The organism is Mycolicibacter heraklionensis, assembly GCF_019645815.1.
GTDB lineage: Bacteria > Actinomycetota > Actinomycetes > Mycobacteriales > Mycobacteriaceae > Mycobacterium > Mycobacterium heraklionense.
This window is the reverse complement of record NZ_CP080997.1, coordinates 447326-468864: the sequence shown is the minus strand read 5'-3', so window position 1 is coordinate 468864 and position 21539 is coordinate 447326. Positions and strand designations below refer to the sequence as shown.

The window sequence follows — 21539 nt, the reverse complement described above, 5'->3', positions numbered from 1 at the left end:
TGCGATGGAGAGCCTTCACGCGATTGCAGGTGCAGCATCGCAGTTCTGCTACGCCAGGACCGCCTCCGGTTCGGTGAACGGCAGGCTCAGAGCGTCGGCAACCTGCTGATTCAACAGCGCGCCATCATGAGTGGTGAGTCCGCGCGCCAACGCGATATCGGCTTGACACGCCCCACGCCATCCGGAGTCGGCGACCCGGACCACATACGGCATGGTGGCGTTGGTCAGTGCGAATGTCGAGGTACCCGGAACCGCGCCGGGCATATTGGCCACGCAGTAGAAGAGCGTGTTGTGCACGGTGTAGGTCGGGTCGTCGTGCGTGGTCGGTCGCGAATCCTCGAAGCAGCCGCCCTGATCGATGGAGATGTCCACGACCACTGCACCCGGTTTCATCTGCGCCACAACCGAATTGGAGATCAGCTTGGGCGCTCTGGCACCAGGCACCAGCACCGCGCCGATAACCAGATCGGCTCGCTCGACTGCGGCCTCAAGGTCCAATGCCGACGAATACTGCGTGTGGACGCGGCCGTCGAAGGTCGCATCCAGCTCCCGCAGTCGCCTCAGGTCAACATCCAAGATGGTCACATCCGCACCCATTCCGACAGCGACCCGTGCTGCGTTATAGCCTGCCGTGCCGCCCCCGATCACCACGACCTCAGCCGAACGGGCGCCCGGCACACCGCCTATCAGGACGCCGCGGCCCCCAGCCGGCGTCATCAGGTAGAACGCGCCAACCTGTGCTGCCAGCCGGCCCGCCACCTCGCTCATTGGCGCGAGCAAGGGCAGCGAACCATCGTCGGCGCTTACGGTCTCGTACGCGATTGATGTGATGCCCGCGTTGAGCAACGCCGCGGTGCACGCCCGGGACGCGGCCAGATGCAGATAGGTGAACAAGACCTGGTTCGACCGCATCATCGGGTACTCGTGCTCGATTGGTTCTTTTACCTTGAGCACCAGATCGGCCTCGGCCCAGATACTTTCCGCACCTGAACTGATCTCTGCGCCGGCGGATTTGAACTCCAAATCACTGATTGACGACCCCGCACCGGCACCGGCCTGCACCAAGACGCTGTGCCCGCGGCGGACCAGCTCCGAGACACCGGCAGGTGTGATGGCCACCCGGAACTCGTTGTTCTTGACCTCGGCTGGGATGCCGACCCGCATCAGGGGCTCCTTGTTGGTCCGTGAGTTACCACCTGCGAAGCCGCACCATCAGCCCAGCCGGCGCAGCCGCGGCTCCAGGTCGGTCTTGAACAGCTCCAGAAAACGGCGCTGGTCGTGGCCCGGAGCATGGAACACCAGGTGGTTCAGGCCCCACTTCACGTACTCGCCGACCTTCTCCACCGCCTCGTCCGGGTCCGAGGCGACGATCCAGCGTTTGGCGATCTGCTCGATCGGCAGCGCGTCGGCCGCCTTCTCCATCTCGATCGGGTCGTCGATGGAGTGCTTCTGCTCGGCGGTCAGTGACAGCGGCGCCCAGAATCGGGTGTTGTTCAGCGCCAGGTCGGGATCAGGGTCGTAGGAGATCTTGATCTCGATCATCTTGTCGATCGCGTCGGCGTCTCGCTCCGCGGCGGCCGCACCTTCCAACACCGCCGGCATCAGCTTCTCGGTGTAGAGCTCCTCGCCCTTGCCGGAGGTGCAGATGAAGCCGTCCCCGGCACGCCCGGCGTACTTCGCCACCGCCGGCCCGCCGGCCGCGATGTAGACCGGCACTCCCGACTCGGGGACGTCATAGATCGAGGCGCCCTTGAGCTTGTAGTAGTCGCCGTCAAAGTCCACCCGGTCACCACGCCACAGTTCGCGCATCAGCCGCACCGACTCACGCAGGCGTCCGAACCGCTCCTTGAACTCGGGCCACTCGCCGGTGAAGCCGGTGGCGATCTCGTTCAACGCCTCGCCGGTGCCGACGCCCAGAAAGATCCGCTGGGGATACAGGCAGCTCATCGTGGCGAAAGCCTGCGCGACGACGGCGGGGTTGTACCGGAACGTCGGGGTCAGCACGGAGGTGCCCAGCACGATCTTGCTTGTGCGCTCTCCGACCGCGGTCATCCAGGCCAGCGAGAACGGGGCGTGGCCGCCTTCGTGGCGCCAGGGCTGGAAGTGGTCGCTGACGGTAGCGCTGTCCATGCCGTGCGCTTCGGCGGCGACGCCGAGCTCCACCAGTTCCCGCGGTCCGAACTGCTCCGCCGATGCCTTGTACCCGAGTTTTAGTTCCGCCATTCCACCTTTTCTACTCTCCCGCCGCCTTTCTAAACTCACGGGCATGGGTGAGAAGCTCGTGGAGCTCGTTCCGGTGACCGAGCGGGTGTATTTGGCCCGCGGCGAGGCCGTCAATTGGCTGCTGGTCACCGATGACACCGGCGTGATGTTGATCGACGCGGGCTACCCCGGCGATCGCACCGACGTGTTGGCGTCGCTGGGCGCCCTGGGCTATCGCCCGGCCGACGTGCGGGCGGTATTGCTCACCCATGCCCACGTCGACCATTTCGGTGCGGCGATCTGGCTGGCAAAGACCCACGGCACTCCGGTGTACTGCCATGCCGACGAGGTCGGCCACGCCAAACGCGAGTACCTGGAGCAGGTTTCACCGCTGGCGCTGGCTCCGCGGCTGTGGCGGCCGAGCTGGGCACTGTGGACCGCGCACGTGGTGCGCAGCGGCGGCCTGAACCGTGAGGGCATTCCGTCCGCGCAACCGCTGACCGGGGAGATCGCCGCGGGGCTGCCCGGTTCGCCGGTCGCCATCCCGACTCCGGGCCATACCCGCGGACACTGCTCCTATCTGGTCGACGGCGTGCTGGCCAGCGGGGATGCGCTGATCACCGGCCACCCGGTATTGGCCCATACCGGGCCGCAGCTGCTGCCGGCGCTGTTCAGCCACAGCCAGGATGACTGTCTCCGCAGCCTCAGTGCGCTGGCCCTGCTGGAGACCGAGATCCTGGCACCCGGTCACGGCGACGTCTGGCTCGGACCGATCAAAGAAGCCGCTGAGGCCGCGATCGACCGTGCGAGCAAACATTAAGGTCACGATCGGATAAGCGCCGACCTCGGCGATTAAGAGCGTCTCTTACCGAACCGCTCCGCAGTTGTGGAGCATTTGCCGTTTAATCGTGCGGCAAGTGCAGGAACGGTTGCCACGAGCACCCCTGGCTGTGCTCCAGGACACAGGGCGTGCACTCGGGCCGCGCGTACCTTGGGCTCCGGACGGGAATTGCATTCACCACCCGGAAGGAAAACATCCATGTCGAAAGCCCACGGCTTCACCATGATTCGCAGATTCGGCCTCGGCGTCGGACTGCTGGGCGCCACCGCCGCCACCCTGGTCGCCGCCCCCTCGGCGTCTGCGGCACCGGACTGCAGTCCGGCCGGGGTATCGAGCACCGTGAACTCGGTGACCGGTTCCGCACAGCAGTACCTGGCCGCTCACCCCGGCGCCAACGCCGTGGTGAATCAGGCCATCAGCTCCCCGCGGCCGCAAGCCGCGGCTGATGTGCGCAGCTACTTCACTGCTCACCCCCAGGAGTACTACGAGCTGCGCGGAATTCTGGCGCCCATCGGTGAGACCCAACGGCAATGCCAAACCACCGGCCTGCCGCCCGAGTTGGCTTCTGCCTACGCCGAATTCATGGCGGGCTAACGCCCGCCGGTCAGATACGGGTGGCCGCGACGTAGCGGATGGCCGCCGGAGCACCATCGAGCTCACGGTCGGACAGCCCGGGCAACCTCGCCGCCGCGAACAGGTCAGCGATACCGGATTGAGTTGTGGCCCAGCCGCTTTCGGTGAGATGACGCACGACATCGGTGTGCTCTCCGGAATAGAACGGTCCGGGTCCGGTAAGACTCAGGCCGCGTCGGCGCCACCGCTCGACGAGTGACTCGTGGTGCACCGCCTGCGGGCGGCTCGGTGGCACCGCGTGATCGGCGGCGAGTCGGCTGCCCGGGGCGCTGAGCTCGGTGACACCGTCGAGCAGGCGCTTCTGCGCATCCGAGGGGACATACCAGACCAGCAGGCCCTCGATCACCCACGCGGTGGGCGCGGCGGCGTCGAAACCGACCCGCCGCAGGGCCGCCGGCCAGTCGCCGCGTAGGTCAACGCCGACCGCGCGACGGTTGACGCTCGGCGTGGCGTCCCAGGCCCGCATGGTGGTGGTCTTGAAGTCGACGACGTGTGGGTGGTCGACCTCGTAGACGAGGGTGTCGGGTGGCCACCACAGCCGGTAGGCGCGGGTGTCCAGCCCCGAACCCAGCATCACCGCCTGGCGGATGCCACCGCGGGCGGCGTCGGTGAAAAACGCGTCGAAGAAGTGGGTTCGTGCCGCGGAGAACTCCGCAAAACGAGGAAACCCCCCGTCTTTGCCGAGCCGACTGATGTCCAGGTCACCGTCGGCGACCCGGATGCAGAACTCCAGGCCCACCTTGTGCACCAACGGCGCCGCGAACGGGTCGTTGATCAGGCCCCGCGACACCGCCGCCGCGCGTGCGGCCGCCAGCACGGTGGCGATGACGCCGGCACCGCTGGCCAAGCTCCCGGCGTCATCCTGCTCGTTCGGCGCCGTATTCACAGGTCCCCACCGCGGCGGCACGGCGTCAATACAACCTTCTGCCGGCGGGCGCACCGTGCACCATCGCCCGGACCTGGTCGTCCAGCCCGCTGGCCGCGGCGAACAGCATCTCGTCGCCGGCCTGCAGCGCCTCGGTCGCCCGCGGCAGGATCACCCGGTCACCCCGCTGCACCGCGACCAGAGCGGCGCCCTCGGGCAGCACGATGTCGCAGACCTGCCTACCGATCAACGGGTTGTCGTCGGGCAGGGTCAGTTTCGTCAGGCTGGCCTGCCCGCGCCGCAAGCCCATCAACGGCACCAGGTGGCCGACGTCGATAGCGCCCTCCACCGCGGCGACCATCGCCCGCGGGGTGGAGACCGCCACGTCGATCCCCCACTCTTCGGTGAACAGCGACTCGTTGCGGGCGTTGTTGACCCGGGCCACCACCCGGGCCACCCCGAACTCCGCCTTGGCCAGCAGCGCGGTGGCCAAATTGGCCTTGTCATCACCGGTGGCGGCGATCACCACATCGCAGATCTCGATGCCGCATTCCCGCAGCGCGCTCAGCTCGCAGGCGTCGGCCAGCAGCCACTCGGCTTCCGGGACGGTGTGGGGCTGATAGTGCGCCGGGTTGCGCTCGATCAGCAGCACCCGGTGGCCGTCGCCGATCAGTTCTCGTGCGACCGATCGCCCCACCGCGCCGGCGCCGGCGATCCCGATGCGCATGGCGACTCCCCTCATCCCCGGGCTGCCCCGGCCACTCCGGGCGTAACACGATCGTGACAGCGCTACTGATTTACTGACACATAACACGAACCCGCTGACTTTGAGCGAATCACACGGGCGGGTCCGACCGCCACCAACAGCCCGAACGGGGATCAGATGAGCCTGGAACAGCTCTACCTGGCTCTGTTGATCGGAGGCTTGGTACTGCTGGCAAGCATCATCGCCACCCGTGCGGCGGATCGGGTCGGGTTGCCCAGCCTATTGCTGTTCCTGCTGGTCGGGGTGGTGATCGGCAATGACGGGCTCGGCCTGGACTTCTCCGACGTGCAACTGGCCAGTGACCTGGGCACCACCGCGTTGGCGGTGATCCTGGTCGAAGGCGGTTTGACGACCCGCTTCGCCAACATCCGCCGGCTGCTGGCGCCGGCGGCCGTACTGGCCACCGTCGGCGTTGGGGTCAGCATGGCGGTGATCGCGGTGGCCGCGCACCTGCTGCTGGGCATCAGCTGGCAACTCGCCTTCCTGCTCGGCGCGATCGTCTCGCCCACCGACGCCGCGGCGGTGTTCTCCATCCTGCGCGTGCTGCCGCTGCCGCGGCGGGTGGCCGGCCTGTTGGAGGCCGAGTCCGGTTTCAACGACGCGCCGGCGGCCATCGTGGTGCTGATGCTGAGCACCACGCCGCTGGTGATCAACCCGGTCCACGCCATCGGCGGGGTGGTCTACGAGCTGGCGGCCGGCTCGGCGATCGGCCTGATCGCCGGCCTGCTGGGAGCGATGATGCTGCGCCGTGCGGCACTGCCGGCGTCCGGCCTGTACCCGCTGGCGACCTTCGGGCTGGCGATGGTGGCGTTCGCCGCCGCGGCCTCGGTGCACGCCAGCGGATTCATCGCCGCCTATCTGTCGGGTGTGGTGCTGGCCAACTCCGGCCTGCCGCACCGCGCGGCCATCCGCTCGTTCGCCGAGGGCCTGGGCTGGCTGGCGCAGATCGGTCTGTTCGTGTTGCTGGGCCTGTTGGTGAGCCCCAGCCAGTTGTCCGGCGAGCTGGTCCCGGCGCTGCTGATCGGAGCGGTCCTGCTGCTGTTGAGCCGGCCGCTGTCCGTGGTGGCGTCGCTGATCTGGTTCCGGGTGCCGTGGCGAGAGCAGATCTTCCTGTCCTGGGCCGGCCTGCGCGGCGCGGTTCCGATCGTGCTCGCGACGTTCCCGATCGTCGAGGGCGTACCGGACAGCTACCGCCTGCTCAACATCGTGTTCATCCTGGTGGTGGTCTACACGGTGGTACAGGGTCCCAGCCTGGGCCTGTTCGCGCACTGGCTGCGGCTGATCCCGCGGGACACCACCCGCGAGATTCAGGTGGAGGCGGCGCCGCTGGACGTCTTGGAGGCCGAGCTGCTGACGATGACCGTGCAGCCGGGATCGAAGCTGCACAACGTCTCGGTGCTCGAACTCCGCCTGCCCGACCCGAGCGTCATCACCTTGATCATCCGCAAGGGCGACACCTTCGTCCCCCAGCCCGACACCCGCATCACCGTCGGCGACGAGCTGCTCATCGTCACCACCAGCAAGACCCGCCTGTCGGCCGAACGCCGACTACGGGCGGTAAGCCGGCGCGGCAAGCTGGCGCACTGGTTCGACGAGTACGGCGACAAGGAGTAACCCCGCCTGCGCTGACTCTGCGCGTAGGGCGGAAAAGTTCGAGTGGAGTACGCCCTGGACGCAGAGTCATCCCTGAAGGGGTGGGGTCTGGTCAAGGTTTGGTGTGCTGGGGTTTTTTCGGTTTCGGGATATGTGCGGGCAGCGCTGAATGAGGGTCGGGGTCAATGACGCAGCGCCCGCAGCGTAGCGAGGACGAACGGTCTTGAGGACGCCCGTTTCAGCGCAGAATCGGCGCAGACCGAAATCGGCAAACCTGGTGTGCAGTTGTGGGTGGTGCCGGCTCTCCAGTGTGAAGCGCAAAGGCTTTGGGGCAGGGCCCGGGTTGTTCCGGGCTGCCGGTCATCCCTTCGCCCAAGGCCGATTGGCTAGGGCATGGAGCGGTGCGGCGTGCGGTATACGGGGTCAATCAACGCCACGGCCACGCCCGAGGGGGGGCCAGACTCTGCGGCGACCACGCGTATACCGCACCCGGATTACTCACGCTGCGTCCTTGGCCAATGCACGAATATGTTCGTCGCGCAGGCCGTAGTAGACCAGGGTGAGCAGCTTGCGGGCCGCAGCGACCTTGGCGATATTGGTGCCACGTCGGGCGGCGATCCGGTCTTTGTCGGCGGCGATCTTGGCCGTGCACTGGTGCCGTTGCACTGCCTCGATTGCGGCCCAGCGCACCAGCCTGGATCCCTGTTTGGTGATGTGCCCGCGATGCACCACGGTGTCGGACTCGTAGTGCCGCGGTGTCAGACCGGCCCAGGAACACAACTGCTGCGCCCGGGTGAAGCGGTGCACGTCGCCGATCTCGGCCACGAAGACCGCAGCCAGGACCGGTCCCACACCCGGCAATTCTTGGATCGCCTGGTAGCCGCCGTGGTGGTGTAACTCTGCCGCGATGCGCTCGGACAGGGCGGTTTGCTCGGCATCGAGGATGTCGATCAGACGCAGCAGCGAGGCGACCCGCTGGGCATACACACCCGACAGTGGGGTGCGTTCGAGGCGTTTGCGGGCCGTGGCGCCGAACAGGTCCGTCGCGACGATCAACACCCCGGCCTTGGCCAAAACCGCATGCACCTGAGCTTTAAGCCCCGATCGCAGGGCCACCAGTTTGGCGCGGTAGCGGACCAATTCACGCAGTTCCCGTGTTGCCAAGCGGTGCGATCCAGGCCTGCGGCAGACGGTTCATCCGCAACAAGTCCGCCAGATCGGCGGCATCGCGCACGTCGTTCTTCACTCGCCGATAGCGGAATCCTTTGACACCCAGCGGGTGCGCCAAATGGACACTGGCACCTGCGGCTTGCAGAACATCGACCGCCCAGTACCAGCCGTAGGTGGCTTCGAGCACCACCTCTGGATTGGGTCCAGCTCGCTCGATCTCCAACGCCAAGGCCACCGGATCGTTGGCGATGCGTACTGCCGCGAGCTGCTCCCCGGTATCGGTTTGACGGACGACCACCGATCGCTGTCGGTGCAGGTCAATCCCGACGAACTGTTTTCCGGCATACTCACTCATTAGGGGCCTCCCCAATCGTGATTGGTAGTGACACCCCCAGCATCCGCCGGGAACGTCACGAGGAGCGGAGGCCCCGCCCCTTCATCACATCAACGAAAGACGATCAGCGGGATGGCCGTCTCGGCCGGGGTGAGCCCGCCGTGGAACCCGACCAGTTGCGCCGTCTGCGGCGGCTCGTGTTCTGTCGCCAGGATGGCGGTGTCGCCGGTACAGGTCACGACAATGTCGCCGATGCGTGCCAGGTGGCCCTCGCGCACCGGCCCGAAAACCCCGGAGGCAATGGCCTGTTCGCGGGTCTGCACCACGGCCCGCCCGGCCAGCCGCTCCGTCCAGGCCGCCAGCACGTCAGCCGTGGCACCGGGCTCGGTGTGCAGGTAGCGCACCCGCGGCTCGCCGGCGACCACCCGGATTCCGGCACGCAGCGCCGGGTCGGCGTCCAGGTCGATGCGAGCCTCCTCGGGCACGTTGAGCCCGCCGTGGTCCGCGGTGACTACCAGGGCCGCGTCGCGGGGCAGTTCCTCGAGGAGATGCCGCAGCAGCGCATCGACTTTGGCGGCGGCGGCGTGCCAGTGCGGTGAACCGATCCCCGACACATGCGCGGCGTGGTCGAGTGCCGCGGTGTAGCCATAGACCAGGCCCGGCGAAGCCAGCTCGGTGACGACCCGCTGGGCATAGGGCTCGCCCTTGACCACCGGGCAAAACTCCGCGCCTCGGTAGGCGGACTCGGTCAGCCCGCTGCCGATGAACACCTCCGGCAGCACGGCACGGGCCCCCACGCCGGCGTCGCGCAGCCGCTCGAACCAGGTGGGCACCGGCTGCCAGGCCGCCGGCGGCGGATCGTCGGCCCAGAAGATGTGCGTGAGCACCTCATCGGTTCCGGGAACATTGACGGTGAAGCCCAGCACGCCGTGCTCGCCCGGCAGTACGCCGGTACCCAGCGAGACCAGGCTGGTGGGTGTGGTGGAGGGGAAGGTGCACGACAGCTCGCTCAGCTGGCCGGTGGCGCCGGCCAGCACCGAGGCCAGCAGAGGCGCATCCTGCGTCAATTGCGGCAACAGCTGATAGCCCAGCCCGTCGACCAGCACCACCACCACCCGCCGCACGTCCCCGACGCGCTCACGCAGACCGAGTGTGTCGATCGCGCCCGGAACCCCCAGCAGCGCGGCCGCGGACGGCAGGATGTCGCAGATCGAACCGGGCACCGGTTCAGCCTGCCATCGATCGGCGCAGCGCTGCAGCCCAGGCGCTAGTGGACGGCGTCGCCCTCGGCTTTCGGCAGATCGGCGCCGGGCTTGGTGGCGCTGGTGTTCGCCTTGGTCTTGTTGTTATTGCCGCCCGGGGCACCTGAGCCGTTACCGCCACCGCCGGAACCGCCTCCACCATTGCCGCCGCTGGGCATGCTGAGCTTCGGGAAGCTGCTGGAGTTGTTGGAGTTTTCGGAGTTTCCGGTTTGATGCTCGCCGTTCGCGGGAGCCGGGGTGGTGTCGGAGGGACTGTCCGAGTTGGCCTCGGTGGGCGTGCCCGCGGTAGCCGGCTCCGGACTGAGTTGCCCGGGTGCGCCATGCAACACCTGATCGAGCTGTGCCAGCGGGTCCTGAAGAACGCCGGAGGCGTCCAGATCCACCGAGCCGGCAGGAATGTCGACCACATCAACTGGGTCGGGGCCGGCGCTGGCCGCGCCGATCACCGTGTCGAGTAAGTCGTCGAGGTCGGCGTGCGCCGCCGGTGCGACGAGCAAGCAGAGTCCCGCGGACACCACCGTGGCCGTCACACGGGCAGCCGCCCGCTGTCCTCGGCCCGAACCGCCGCGTCGGGGACCACTCATCCGCCAAGCCCTTCTTCAGTAGACGGCCCGGCGACGCTCCGCTCGGGCGAGGTCTAACTTAGTCGTTTCTCGCCCAATTCGGCGAGCCGAAAAGACCCGGAATAACATTGTTCAAAGGCCGTTCACTTTCCGTCACCGCGCCCGTCACCACAGCTACGAACACAGCATTCTCCCTGGTAACGTCCATAATTGAGACCGGCGTCACAAAGGCTCGGCCCGAACACACGGCAAATGATTCAGCTATCCACATAAAAGCGCCCGCGGCTCCTATCTTTTATTGAAGGTCAATCACGTTCTGGATAAAAAAATCAGCGCGATCGATAAAGCGCGTCAACGGTGCCAGCGGTGTCGGTGCGGCGAACCGCCCCTGCGCCGAGAGCCCGCGGGCTAGCGTTCGTGAGGTGGACGTTCCCCCGATCGATCTCGGCTCCTGGATCTCTCGTCGGGCCGCAGCGACGCCGAACCTGCCGGCCATCACCTACGGCGAAAGCACGTGGACCTACCGAGATTTCGCGGATCGCATCGACCGGCTGGCGGCCGAACTGGCCGCCGGGGGCATGCAGCGCGGGGATCGGGTCGGCTACGCGGGCCTGAACCACCCGGACTTTCTGGTCACGCTGTTCGCCGCCGCACGGATCGGCGCCTCTTTCGTGCCGCTGAACTGGCGACTGACCGCCGACGAGCTCGGCTACATCCTGGGCAACGCGCAGGCGCACACCCTGGTGGCCGACGCTGAGCGCGCCACGGTGATCGATCCGGTGCGTGCGCAGACCGGGCTGCGCCGGGTGATTGCGCTGGCGCCGGCCCCGGGCTGGGAGGTGCTCGACGAGCTGCTGGCCGGGCGGGCACCACTGACCGCCCCGGTATTCGCCGAGCCCGACGACATCGCGGTGATCATGTACACCTCCGGGACCACCGGGCATCCCAAGGGCGCCATGCTCACCCACGCAAACCTGTTCTGGAACAACATCAATGCCCTGCTGACGTTCGACACCAGCCAGAACGACGTGTCGTTGGTCTGCGCGCCGTTGTTTCACATCGGCGGGCTCAACGTCACCACTCTGCTGACCTTGCAGAAGGGCGGCCGGATCGTGCTGATGCCCACCTTCGATCCCGCCGAAGCGCTGCGACTCATCGCCGAAGAGCGGATCACCACCATGTTCGGGGTGCCGGCGATGTTCCTGTTCATGAGCCAACGGCCGGAATTCGCCGACACCGACCTGTCCAGCGTGCGCAGCTTCGTCTGCGGTGGCGCGCCGGTGCCCGAGCCGCTGATCCACCGCTACGCCGAGCGGGGCATCCCCTTCGCGCAGGGCTACGGCCTCACCGAGACCGCCCCCCTGGCCTTGGTGCTGCGCACCGATGAGGTCGGCGTGAAGATCGGCGCCGCGGGCAACCAGGTGCTGCCACTGTCGGATGTGCGGCTTGTCGATCTCGGGAACCGGCCGGTGCCCGCCGGCGTGCGCGGGGAGATCTGCGTGCGCGGGCCGCAGGTGATGGCCGGCTACTGGCGGAACCCGGAGGCCACCGCGGCGGTGATCGACGCCGAGGGCTGGTTTCACACCGGCGATATCGGGCAGGCCGACGACGAGGGTTATGTCTGGGTGCTCGACCGGGTGAAGGACATGGTGATCTCCGGTGGCGAGAACGTCTACCCGGCCGAGGTCGAAGACGTCCTCTACGGGCATCCGGCCGTCGCCGAAGTGGCGGTGCTGGGCACCCCGCACGAGAAGTGGGGCGAGGCGGTGACGGCCGTGGTGGTGCTGCGGCCGGGCGCGACGTTAGAGCTAGATGAGCTGCGCGAGCATGCCCGGGCCAAGCTTGCGGCGTTCAAACTGCCGATCCGGCTGGAGTTCGTCGACGCCTTGCCCCGCACACAGTCCGGGAAAGTGGTGAAGTACCAGCTCCGCGAGGTGCTTTCCGGCAAACCAGACAGACAGTGACCTCACAGGTTTCTTCGGGGCAATCCGCAGCGAACATCCAGTGGACTGCAGGCATTGTTAAGTTACGGTAAATTCCCCATCGGAGACCCCTAAATCTGGTTCGGCGTTATGGCCGCGACCGCTGCACCGAGAGGCACCTAATGTCGCGCCAGCGCAAATCCGTTGCACCCCAGCACCGTCGCCGCACTCTGGCAGCGGGCGCCGCGCTGGCCCTGGGGTTGAGCCCCCTGGGATTCGCGCCGACAGCGAGCGCCGACCTGGAAGATCTGCTCGACCCGAGCTACTGGTTGGACCCGGCCAGCTGGTTCAACCCGGGTGATGTCGGCACCGCGGTGTTCGACCCCGACGCCCTGGGCCTTGGGGATCTGTCGACCTGGTTCGACGGTGTGGGCGCGGCCGACTTCAGCTTCTCGACCGTCAGTCTCGATGACTTCGCGCAGAGCATCTACCTGGATCTGCACGCCGGTATGCAGGACTGGATGTCCAGCTCGTTCGGGCAGCAGTTCGGCGACCTGATCAATCCGCTGTTCGCTTCCGATTCCGTGTGCGGGCTGATCTGCAACGGTGTCGACGGCACCGACGTCGACCCCAACGGTGGCGGCGGTGGCTGGCTGTTCGGCGACGGCGGCGCGGGCTACGACTCCGATGTGGCCGGCCTGGCCGGCGGCAACGGCGGCGCGGCCGGGCTCTTCGGCAATGGTGGCGCCGGCGGGATCGGTGGCGATGGCGCCGACGGCGGCGACGGCGGCACCAGCGGCACCCTGATCGGTATCGGCGGGGCGGGCGGCGACGGCGGCGCGGGCCTGGCCGGTGCGAACGGCGGCAACGGCGGCGACGGCGGCGACGCTGCCGGACAGTGGTTCTCCTTCGGCGGCGTCGGTGGAAACGGTGGGGCCGGCGGCAACGGCACCGAAGCGGGCGGCACGGGCGGCAACGGGGGCAACGGGGGCACCATTTTCTCCAACTTCGGCGGTATCGGCGGCGCGGGCGGTCGCGGCGGCGCGGGCGGCGCGGTCGACGCTGACGAGGGCATCGCCGGGGCCGGCGGCAACGGCGGCAACGGCGGCATGGCCGGAGTCCTCTTTGGCGGCCAAGGCGGCTCCGGGGGCACCGGCGGCGAAGGTGGCACTGCGACCGGCTCCGACAGCTCCGCCGGCGCCGGGGGCAACGGTGGAATGGGCGGCACCGGCGGGATGATGTTCGGCGGTACCGGCGGTCGGGCTGGCGACGGTGGTGTCGGTGGCGCCGCGAGTGGCGACAGTAGCACCGCAGGCGCAGGCGGCGCGGGAGGTCTCGGCGGACTCGGCGGACTGATGTTCGCCGGTCAGGGCGGCACCGGAGGCACTGGCGGCGTCGGCGGCGCTGTTACCGGTGTCAACAGCGTCGCCGGCGCCGGCGGCGACGGCGGCACCGGCGGACTTGGCAGCATGGTCAGCGGCGGTCAGGCCGGGGCCGGCGGTGACGGTGGAACGGGCGGTGCCAGCAGCGGAGCCGGTGGCGTCGCCGGTGCCGGCGGTGATGGCGGCGGTGCCGGCTCGTTGGCCAGCGCCTTCGGTTCACCCAATCCGTTCGGTATGACCCTGAACCAGGACACCCTCGACAAGCTCGCCGAGCTGTCCGGCAATCCAGGGCTCTCGTTAACCTCGATCACCGGCATTTTCGGCGGTGCGGGCAACGACGGCGGCGCCGGAGGGGCCGGAGGGATCGCCAGCGGGGCCGGCGGCCACGCCGGTGACGGCGGCCACGGTGGCGACGGCACCGCTGGCAGCATGCTTGGCGGCGACGACGGGCGACCCGGCAGTGGCGGAGCCGGCGGTAATGGTGGCGATGCCAGCGGTATCGGTACGGCCGCCGGCAACGGCGGCACAGGTGGCGACGGCGCCTCAGCTGGCCCATTCTCTGGCAGTGGCGGCAACGGCGGCAACGGCGGTTCCGGCGGCAACGGCAGCAACGGCGGATCCGCCGGGTACGGCGGCGGCGGCGGTAACGGAGGAGCTGGCTCTCTTCTTGGCAGCGGCGGCGGCACTGGCGGTGCCGGCGGATCCGGGGGTACCAGCGGCGGCGGCGTCGCCGGCCAAGGCGGTACTGGTGGCACCGGTGCCACCGGGCTAGGCGGCATTTTCGGCGCTATAGGAACAATCGCCAATGGCGGCGCCCGGCCGGAAGTCGGTTCGGGCGGCGGCGGCGGTGGCGGCGGCGGCGGTGCCGGAGACGCTGGCACCGGCGGCAACGGTGGTGCCGGCGGCGCGGGTGTCCAGTCCACCGGCGGGCAGGGCGGTACCGGTGGTGCCGGTGTCGACGGCGGGACCGGAGGCACTGGCGGCGCTGGCGCCAAGGGCGGCGCTCTGCCTTCCATCGGCGGCGGCGTCGCCGGCGGCACCGGAGGCACAGGTGGTGCCGGCGTCGGTGCGGGCAGCACTGGCGGCAACGGCGGCACCGGCGGAGGCAGCACCACCGTGCAGGGTGGGACCGGCGGAAATGGCGGCATCGGGCTGGATGGCGGTACCGGTGGCAACGGCGGGCAGGGCGGCAACGCCGGCACCAGCGGCGCCGACTACACCACGCCGGCTGGCGACTCGACCGACGCCACCACGCAGCCGGGAGGTGCCGGCGGCGTCGGCGGCAATGGCGGCGCCGGTGGCACTGGCACCGCGGCGGCCAATGGTGGCGACGGCGGTGCCGGCGGCAACGGCGGTAACGGCGCAGGCGCCACCGAGACCGGTCCCGGCGGTGCCGGCGGTGCGGGCGGCGCAGGTGGTACCGGCGGACAGATCGGCCCGAACGGCGACGGCAGCGGCGGAGTCGGGGGCAACGGAGCCAACGGCGGTGCGGACGGCGTGGCTGGTGAGGCGGGCGGCGTCGGCGGCAACGGCAGCGCCGACGGAACCCCGGGCGCGCCCGGGACGCCCAGCGCGAGTTCCGACAGCGGAAGCTGACCTGATCCAAGCCACCCACCGGGTGGCAGGATGAACGAATGGCAACCGGCAGCACCGCGCCCTTCGACCCGATCGATCCGCTGAGCCTGGACACTCTGCTCTCCGACGACGAAATCGCGCTGCGCGACACCGTCGCCAAGTTCTGCGCCGAACACGTCATGCCGCACATCGCCGAATGGTTCGAGATCGGCGACCTGCCGGCTCGCGAACTGGCCCGGGAATTCGGCAAGCTCGGGCTGCTGGGCATGCACCTGGACGGTTACGGCTGCGGCGGGGCATCGGCGGTGCATTACGGATTGGCCTGCGTGGAGTTGGAGGCCGCCGACTCCGGCCTGCGCTCCCTGGTGTCGGTGCAGGGCTCGCTGGCCATGTACTCGATCTACAACAACGGTTCCGAAGAGCAGAAGCAACAGTGGCTGCCGGGCATGGCCGCCGGTGAACTGATCGGCTGCTTCGGGCTGACCGAGCCCGACGTCGGCTCCGATCCGGCCGCCATGACCACCCGGGCCAAGCGTGACGGATCCGATTGGGTTCTTAATGGCCGGAAAATGTGGATCACCAATGGCTCCATCGCCGACGTCGCGGTGGTGTGGGCGGCCACCGACGACGGCGTCCGCGGTTTCATCGTTCCCACCAACACCCCGGGGTTCACCGCGAACACCATCCACCACAAGCTGTCGCTGCGCGCGTCGATCACCAGTGAACTGGTGCTCGATGACGTGCGTCTGCCGGCCGAGGCCATGCTGCCCAAGGCCCGTGGTGTCAAGGGCGCGTTGGCCAGTTTGTCCGAGGCGCGTTACGGAATCATCTGGGGCGCAATGGGTGCGGCCCGCTCGGCCTGGCAGGCGGCCCGCGACTACGCCATGGCGCGCACCCAGTTCGGCAGGCCGATTGCCGGTTTCCAGCTCACCCAGGCCAAGCTCGTCGACATGGCCCTCGAACTGCACAAGGGGCAGCTGCTGTCGCTGCACTTGGGCCGGCTCAAAGACAGCGCCGGGCTGCGGCCCGAGCAGGTCAGCTTCGGCAAGCTCAACAACACCCGCGCCGCGCTGGAGATCTGCCGCACCGCACGAACCATTCTGGGAGGCAACGGGATATCACTGGAATACCCGGTGATTCGGCACATGGTCAACCTGGAGTCGGTGCTGACCTACGAGGGCACTCCCGAGATGCATCAACTGGTGCTCGGTCAGGCGTTCACCGGTCTCGGCGCCTTCCGCTGATACGGGGCGACGGCCCCGGAAGGTAAACCCGGGCTTCCCTGATGAATTCTCACATGGCATGGTTGTGAAAATGACGAGTCGCGAGGTTCTGGGGCAACAGGCGGCGGCATTCCTGGCGCTGCACCAAGCGGGTAATCCTGTGATCCTGCCAACCGTGTGGGATGCGTGGTCGGCCAAGCTGGCCGTGGGCGCCGGATTCGCCGCGCTGACCATCGGCAGCAAGCCGGTTGCCGAATCGATGGGCAAGACCGACGGCGAAGGTATGTCGTTCGCCGGAGTCCTGGAACGGGCACGCCAGATCACCGCCGCCGTCGATGTGCCGGTGTCGCTCGACATTGAGTCCGGCTACGCCGAGTCGCCCGCCCGCCTGGTCGAAGGCCTGCTGGATGCCGGGGTGGTCGGGTGCAACATCGAAGACTCGGTGCACAGCGAAGGCAAGCGACTGCGGTCGTCATCCGAGCACGCCGAGTATGTGGCCGCGCTGCGGGCGGCCGCTGACGCCGCAGGACCGCATCTGGTGATCAACGCCCGCACGGACCTGTTCCTTCGCAAGGACGGTGACGACACCGACCGCGTCGACCGCGCGATCGCCCGGCTGACCGAATGCGCTCACGCGGGAGCGGACGTGCTCTACCCGGTCGGTTTCCATGACGCAGCGACCCTGCGCGTCCTGGCGTCCGCGCTGCCGAAACCGGTCAATGCCCTGGCCGCACCCGATACCGCCGACCCTGCCTCGTTCGGTCCGCTCGGCATCGCTCGGATCAGCTTCGGCCCGCTATTCCAGGCCGCCCTGGGCAAGCACGCCGGCGAGCTCCTGGCTCGCTGGGCCTGAGCGCAGCCTTCCCATACCGTCGACACCGAATTTGACACCTGTTAAGTTCGTCGTCGTGGACAACATTCGCGGTAAGACCATCGCCATCACCGGCGCCGCCCGTGGTATCGGGCTGGCCACTGCCACCGCCCTGCTGGCGCGTGGCGCTCGGGTCGTCATCGGCGACCGTGACGTCGCCATTCTGGACAAGGCGGTCAAGCAGCTGAGTTCGAGCGGTCAGGTCTCCGGCCACCCGCTGGACGTCACCGACCGCGAATCGTTCTCGATGTTCTTGGACAAGGCCCGCGCCGACGGCGAAGGCCACATCGACGTGCTGATCAACAATGCCGGCGTCATGCCAGTCGGGCCGTTCCTCGACCAGACGCCGGAGACCATCCGCTCGGCGACCGAGGTCAACTTCTACGGCGTGCTCAACGGCTGCCAGCTGGTGCTTCCCGAGATGGTCAAGCGACGCAGCGGCCACATCATCAACATCGCCTCGATGGCCGGGATCGTGGCGGTGCCGGGCCAAGTGCTGTACGCCGGAACGAAATTCGCCGTCGTCGGCCTGAGCACCGCGATGTCCGATGAGTTCGCTCCGCAGGGCGTGTCGGTCTCCGCCGTGCTACCGACCTTCACCAACACCGAATTGATCTCGGGCACATCGCCGTCGGCGGCGCAGAAGCCGGTGGAGCCCGAAGACATCGCCGCCGGGGTCATCAAGGTGCTCGACAAGCCCAAGACCCTGGTTTCCGTACCCGGTTTCGGGCGTCGCGCGGCGATCCTGGCAACCCTGCTGCCGGATCGGGGCCGTCGCTGGCTGAACAAGAAGACACACAACGACACCGTGTTCCTGCAGCTGGACACCGCGGCCCGCAAGGCCTACGAGGACCGAGCGCAGCACGCCACCGGCGTCGTCGAAAGCGACTGAGCCCCAGGGGGATCACTCCCAGCGGACTCCCAGCCAACCCGCAGCGTGACTCAGTAGCGTCACCCGTAGGGGAATCCCGGGTCGAAGGGGTGCGCCGAAATGAAGATGGGTCTGACGTCGCTGGGCGTCGCGGTTTGTTGCATTACCGCGATCATGGCACCGACACCGCTGGCTTATGCCGACCGGTCGGACCCGCACAAGCCCGATTTGACCCAGAACTGGTGTCCCGGTGGGCAATGGGGATTCGGGCGGCTGCGGGTGTGCGACGGCGAGCACTATCCCGACGGGTCGTACTGGCACCAGTGGATGGGCGGCAACGGCTGGGTGGGTCCGACCTGGAACTACGACTGCGTAGGCGACAGCGGTAACAACGTCATGCCGGCTCCGCCACCGCCCGGCGGCTGCGAAGGGGCGATTCCCCCAGACGCACCGGCGCCACCCGACCAACCTCCACCACCTGGCCAGCCGGCACCACCCGACCAGCCGGCACCGCCGGCACCCTGAGTCTGCTTACCCCAGTGCCTGATCCAGGTCGGCGATCAGATCGTCGGTGCCCTCCAGCCCGACGGAGATCCGCACCACCCCGTCGCCGAGCCCGATCGCGGCACGCCCGTCGGGTCCCATCGCCCGGTGGGTGGTGGTGGCCGGGTGGGTGATCAGTGACTTGGCGTCGCCCAGGTTGTTGGAGATGTCGATCAGCTTCAGCTTGTCCAGCAGCTCGAATGCCCGCTGCTTGGCGGCACTTTGGGGTGCATCGAGCTCGAAAGTGATGACGGTGCCGCCGCCGGACATCTGCCTGCGGGCCAAATCGTATTGCGGATGCGACGCCAAGAAGGGGTAGCGCACCCAGCGCACCGCCGGATGCCGCTCCAGGAACTCCGCGATCTTCAGCGCTGCGGAGTTTGCGTAGTCAACCCGAATTGCCAGTGTTTCAAGGCCTTTCAGCAGGATCCACGCGTTGAAGGCACTCAGCGCCGGCCCGGTGTGCCGCATCAGGGTTTGTACCGGGCCGTCGATGTATTCCCGGTCGCCCAGGATCGCCCCGCCCAGGACCCGGCCCTGCCCGTCGAGGTGCTTGGTGCCGGAGTACACCACCACATCCACCCCGAGCGGTAGACCCTGCTGCAGCAGTGGGGTAGCGAACACGTTGTCCAGCACCACTTTCGCGCCGGCGGCGTGGGCCAGCTCGGTGACCGCGGCGATGTCCACCAGTGACTGCATCGGGTTGGACGGTGTCTCGAAGAACACCGCGTTGGTGGGTACCGACAGCGCCTGCTCCCACTGCGCCATGTCCTCGCCGTCGACGAAGACGGTTTCCACGCCCCAGCGGGGCAGGATCTCGTTGCAGATCACGAAGCAGGACCCGAACAGGCTGCGCGCGGCCACCAGACGGTCGCCGGCTTCCAACAGCGCGCCGAGTGCCACGAACACCGCCGCCATGCCGCTGGCGGTGGCGAACGCCGCCGGGGCCCCCTCGATCAGGCGCAGCCGTTCCTCGAACATCGACACCGTCGGGTTGCCGTAGCGCGAGTAGACGAACCGGTCGACCTCGCCGGTGAACGCCTGCTCCGCGGCGGCCGCGGACTCGTAGACGTATCCGGAGCTCAGGAACAGCGCCTCGGCGGTCTCCTCGAACTGCGTGCGCAGCAGACCACCTCGCACCCCGATGGTGGCCGCGCTGACACCGTCCGGCAGCGGTTTCGGGATGCGGACGGAGCGGGTCGGTTCCGGCCGACTCATGACTGCTTCCAGGGCAGGCCGACGGCTCGCCAGCCGGTGCCACCCCGGTGAGCGTGCTCGTCAAGCTGGCCCTCGAAGCCGTCCAGCACGTTGTAGGACGGGGTCAATCCCAGCGCGGTACCGGCTTCGGCGGCCCCAATGGAGCGGTTGCCCGAGCGGCACAGGAAGATCGCAGGCCCGCTGCCGACGCGCGCGGCCAGTTCGCGGGAGAAGTCCAGGTTGGGGGTCCCGTCGGAGTGAACCCACTCGATGCAGACCACGTCGCGGCCCAGACCGGACACGTCAGGCAGCCCGACGAAGCGCCATTCGGCGTCGGTGCGCACGTCGATGAGCGTCGCCGCCGGGTCATCCCGCAGTATCGCCCAGGCCTGCTCGGGTGTGATATCTCCTGCGTAGCTCACCTGCGGAAGTCTCGCACCTGAACCAGTTTGACGCCACGGGGGGTCACGGCCAGAGCTTGCCCAGAACGGTCGCCACCTGCGCCGCGCGGTCGCGGGCGACCGTGATGTCTGGCCCGGTGGCCAGCGCCAAGCCCAGCCGCCGGCGGGGGTGCCCCTCGTGATGCCCGAACACCACGACATCACTTTCGGTCACGCTGAGTGCATCGGCGACCACCGCCACACTGTCCGGTGTGGTCTCGGCCGCGGTGCCGACGCGGCGGCGCGAGTAGATCAGCCGGGCGGCGCCGGGCGAGACCATGATGGTGTCGGTCGCCAGCCCGAGGATCCCCCGCGCCTGCAGTTCGAAACCGGAAAGCCGCTGCGTACGCAACGTCAGCAGGGTGGCGTCGTACGGGCGCACGTTGACCCCGGCGAAATACACCTCATCGCCGTATACCAGCAGATCCACCCCGAACAGGCCGCGTCCACCGAGAGCGCGGGCGACCCGCGCGGCAATCGACTTGGCCGCATCCAGCGCCACCGGGCTCATCGGGTGCGGTTGCCAGAACTCCACCGTCAGTTGGCCGTTCGGCTCCTCGACGCTGCGGTGGCCGATCGGTGCGCAGAAGTCCAGCGCCGGCCCGTCCGGACCGTCGCGGTGGACGGCCAGCAGGGTGACCTCGCTGTCGAACTCGACCACCGTCTCGGCCAGCACCCGCGGCGGCGTCTCCGAGGTGCTGGCGGCCACCGCGCGCTGCCAGGCGGGTTCGATGTCGCTGTCGCGGACCATCACCGAACGGCCCTCGCCGAGCGAGCCGCCCACCGGTTTGACCGACATCGGGTAGCCGGCCCGCTCGGCCACCGCGCGCAGTTCCTCGACCGAGCCGGCAAACCAGAACGGCGCGGTGGGCAGTCCCAAGTCGTCGGAGGCCAGCCGCCGCATTCCCTCGGCGTCGGCGGCCAACCGGGCACCGCGGATGCCGGGCACCAATTGGGTGAATCCGGTGTCGACGGCGGCGGTCAACGCGTCGGTCGCCACCACCTCGGAGGCGACCACCACGAATTTCGGCTGCAACCATCTGATGGCCGCCGCCAGCTCGTCGTTGTCGCCGAGGTCCACCACCACCGAGCGATCAACAACGCCGTGCAACGGAGAGTCGGCGTAGCGGTCGACGGCGATCACCTCGGCGCCCAGGCGCTGCAGTGCCGTCACCAGCTCGCGGCTGAGATCACCGGACCCGAGCAACGCGACCCTGGTACGGCTGGGACCGTCGGTGGGCAACCGCTCGGTCGCCAACTCACCCGCCTCGCCGTTCACCGCCCAC

18 protein-coding genes and 1 pseudogene are annotated in these 21539 nt (G+C 68.4%); 9 read left to right on the top strand and 10 right to left on the bottom strand.

Annotation, left to right across the window (positions count from 1 at the left end):
* Window positions 1-48: 48 nt before the first annotated feature.
* Window positions 49-1164: an alanine dehydrogenase gene (ald, locus tag K3U94_RS02220; protein ID WP_220695439.1), complete on the bottom strand. Its 1116-nt coding sequence runs from the start codon at window positions 1162-1164 to the stop codon at window positions 49-51.
* A 48-nt stretch (window positions 1165-1212) separates the two neighbouring features.
* Window positions 1213-2223 (bottom strand): glucose-6-phosphate dehydrogenase (coenzyme-F420), encoded by a 1011-nt coding sequence (fgd, locus tag K3U94_RS02215; protein WP_047320221.1) that lies wholly within the window; start codon window positions 2221-2223, stop codon window positions 1213-1215.
* A 43-nt stretch (window positions 2224-2266) separates the two neighbouring features.
* Here fgd and K3U94_RS02210 point away from each other — a divergent pair, with 43 nt between their 5' ends.
* Together K3U94_RS02210 and K3U94_RS02205 are read left to right on the top strand one after the other, a co-directional pair.
* Window positions 2267-3022, top strand: a complete 756-nt coding sequence (locus K3U94_RS02210) for an MBL fold metallo-hydrolase (RefSeq protein ID WP_220695438.1) — start codon at window positions 2267-2269, stop codon at window positions 3020-3022.
* A 219-nt stretch (window positions 3023-3241) separates the two neighbouring features.
* Entirely contained in the window at window positions 3242-3637 is a 396-nt protein-coding gene (locus K3U94_RS02205) for a heme-binding protein (protein WP_220695437.1), read from the top strand.
* Window positions 3638-3647: 10 nt separating this feature from the next.
* Here the strand turns inward: K3U94_RS02205 and K3U94_RS02200 are convergent, their stop codons facing one another.
* Together K3U94_RS02200 and K3U94_RS02195 are read right to left on the bottom strand one after the other, a co-directional pair.
* Window positions 3648-4562 carry an SAM-dependent methyltransferase gene (locus tag K3U94_RS02200; protein WP_220695436.1) on the bottom strand — a complete coding sequence of 305 codons (915 nt, stop codon included), beginning with the start codon at window positions 4560-4562 and terminating at the stop codon, window positions 3648-3650.
* 25 nt (window positions 4563-4587) lie between these two features.
* On the bottom strand, window positions 4588-5268 hold the full coding sequence (locus K3U94_RS02195) for a potassium channel family protein (protein ID WP_047320217.1): 681 nt from the start codon (window positions 5266-5268) through the stop codon (window positions 4588-4590).
* A 156-nt stretch (window positions 5269-5424) separates the two neighbouring features.
* Between K3U94_RS02195 and K3U94_RS02190 the strand changes: the two genes are divergently transcribed.
* Window positions 5425-6921: a potassium/proton antiporter gene (locus tag K3U94_RS02190; protein ID WP_047320216.1), complete on the top strand. Its 1497-nt coding sequence runs from the start codon at window positions 5425-5427 to the stop codon at window positions 6919-6921.
* Window positions 6922-7398: 477 nt separating this feature from the next.
* Here the strand turns inward: K3U94_RS02190 and K3U94_RS24400 are convergent.
* The 3 genes and pseudogenes from K3U94_RS24400 to K3U94_RS02175 form a co-directional block, all read right to left on the bottom strand.
* Window positions 7399-8425, bottom strand: a pseudogene (locus tag K3U94_RS24400) (IS110 family RNA-guided transposase).
* Window positions 8426-8514: 89 nt separating this feature from the next.
* Window positions 8515-9627 carry an alkaline phosphatase family protein gene (locus tag K3U94_RS02180; RefSeq protein WP_220695435.1) on the bottom strand — a complete coding sequence of 371 codons (1113 nt, stop codon included), beginning with the start codon at window positions 9625-9627 and terminating at the stop codon, window positions 8515-8517.
* 44 nt (window positions 9628-9671) lie between these two features.
* A complete protein-coding gene (locus K3U94_RS02175; protein ID WP_230987358.1) occupies window positions 9672-10250 on the bottom strand; it encodes a hypothetical protein in 579 nt (192 codons plus the stop codon).
* A gap of 401 nt (window positions 10251-10651) precedes the next feature.
* Between K3U94_RS02175 and K3U94_RS02170 the strand changes: the two genes are divergently transcribed.
* The 6 genes from K3U94_RS02170 to K3U94_RS02145 all read left to right on the top strand — a co-directional run bounded on the left by K3U94_RS02170 (window position 10652) and on the right by K3U94_RS02145 (window position 18598).
* Window positions 10652-12193 carry an acyl-CoA synthetase gene (locus K3U94_RS02170; protein WP_230987356.1) on the top strand — a complete coding sequence of 514 codons (1542 nt, stop codon included), beginning with the start codon at window positions 10652-10654 and terminating at the stop codon, window positions 12191-12193.
* A 140-nt stretch (window positions 12194-12333) separates the two neighbouring features.
* Window positions 12334-15129 carry a PGRS repeat-containing protein gene (locus K3U94_RS24015; protein ID WP_220695434.1) on the top strand — a complete coding sequence of 932 codons (2796 nt, stop codon included), beginning with the start codon at window positions 12334-12336 and terminating at the stop codon, window positions 15127-15129.
* Window positions 15130-15167: 38 nt separating this feature from the next.
* A complete protein-coding gene (locus tag K3U94_RS02160) occupies window positions 15168-16352 on the top strand; it encodes an acyl-CoA dehydrogenase family protein (protein WP_220695433.1) in 1185 nt (394 codons plus the stop codon).
* Window positions 16353-16422: 70 nt separating this feature from the next.
* Complete coding sequence (locus K3U94_RS02155; RefSeq protein WP_220695432.1) at window positions 16423-17184, top strand: isocitrate lyase/PEP mutase family protein; 762 nt, start codon at window positions 16423-16425, stop codon at window positions 17182-17184.
* 55 nt (window positions 17185-17239) lie between these two features.
* On the top strand, window positions 17240-18094 hold the full coding sequence (locus K3U94_RS02150) for an SDR family oxidoreductase (protein WP_047320212.1): 855 nt from the start codon (window positions 17240-17242) through the stop codon (window positions 18092-18094).
* A gap of 99 nt (window positions 18095-18193) precedes the next feature.
* Window positions 18194-18598, top strand: coding sequence for a hypothetical protein (locus K3U94_RS02145; RefSeq protein WP_047320211.1), 405 nt, complete (start codon window positions 18194-18196; stop codon window positions 18596-18598).
* Between the two features lie 6 nt (window positions 18599-18604).
* Here K3U94_RS02145 and K3U94_RS02140 read toward each other — a convergent pair whose 3' ends face one another.
* The 3 genes from K3U94_RS02140 to purT are packed head-to-tail and all read right to left on the bottom strand — an operon-like array spanning window position 18605 to window position 21532.
* Entirely contained in the window at window positions 18605-19834 is a 1230-nt protein-coding gene (locus K3U94_RS02140; protein ID WP_220695431.1) for an O-succinylhomoserine sulfhydrylase, read from the bottom strand.
* Window positions 19831-20235, bottom strand: a complete 405-nt coding sequence (locus tag K3U94_RS02135) for a rhodanese-like domain-containing protein (protein WP_047320209.1) — start codon at window positions 20233-20235, stop codon at window positions 19831-19833. The genes K3U94_RS02140 and K3U94_RS02135 overlap by 4 nt, the downstream gene beginning before the upstream one ends.
* Window positions 20236-20278: 43 nt before the next feature.
* Window positions 20279-21532 carry a formate-dependent phosphoribosylglycinamide formyltransferase gene (purT, locus tag K3U94_RS02130; RefSeq protein ID WP_220695430.1) on the bottom strand — a complete coding sequence of 418 codons (1254 nt, stop codon included), beginning with the start codon at window positions 21530-21532 and terminating at the stop codon, window positions 20279-20281.
* Between the last annotated feature and the right edge of the window lie 7 nt (window positions 21533-21539).

Excerpts from the sequence above, each read along its gene's own strand:
- K3U94_RS02195 (WP_047320217.1), bottom strand. The coding sequence starts at position 5,268 with ATGCGCATCGGGATCGCCGGCGCCGGCGCGGTGGGGCGATCGGTCGCA.
- K3U94_RS02145 (WP_047320211.1), top strand. The coding sequence starts at position 18,194 with ATGAAGATGGGTCTGACGTCGCTGGGCGTCGCGGTTTGTTGCATTACC.
- K3U94_RS02210 (WP_220695438.1), top strand. The coding sequence starts at position 2,267 with ATGGGTGAGAAGCTCGTGGAGCTCGTTCCGGTGACCGAGCGGGTGTAT.
- K3U94_RS02205 (WP_220695437.1), top strand. The coding sequence starts at position 3,242 with ATGTCGAAAGCCCACGGCTTCACCATGATTCGCAGATTCGGCCTCGGC.
- K3U94_RS02190 (WP_047320216.1), top strand. The coding sequence starts at position 5,425 with ATGAGCCTGGAACAGCTCTACCTGGCTCTGTTGATCGGAGGCTTGGTA.
- K3U94_RS02160 (WP_220695433.1), top strand. The coding sequence starts at position 15,168 with ATGGCAACCGGCAGCACCGCGCCCTTCGACCCGATCGATCCGCTGAGC.
- K3U94_RS02140 (WP_220695431.1), bottom strand. The coding sequence starts at position 19,834 with ATGAGTCGGCCGGAACCGACCCGCTCCGTCCGCATCCCGAAACCGCTG.
- K3U94_RS02155 (WP_220695432.1), top strand. The coding sequence starts at position 16,423 with ATGACGAGTCGCGAGGTTCTGGGGCAACAGGCGGCGGCATTCCTGGCG.
- K3U94_RS24015 (WP_220695434.1), top strand. The coding sequence starts at position 12,334 with ATGTCGCGCCAGCGCAAATCCGTTGCACCCCAGCACCGTCGCCGCACT.
- ald (WP_220695439.1), bottom strand. The coding sequence starts at position 1,164 with ATGCGGGTCGGCATCCCAGCCGAGGTCAAGAACAACGAGTTCCGGGTG.
- K3U94_RS02175 (WP_230987358.1), bottom strand. The coding sequence starts at position 10,250 with ATGAGTGGTCCCCGACGCGGCGGTTCGGGCCGAGGACAGCGGGCGGCT.
- fgd (WP_047320221.1), bottom strand. The coding sequence starts at position 2,223 with ATGGCGGAACTAAAACTCGGGTACAAGGCATCGGCGGAGCAGTTCGGA.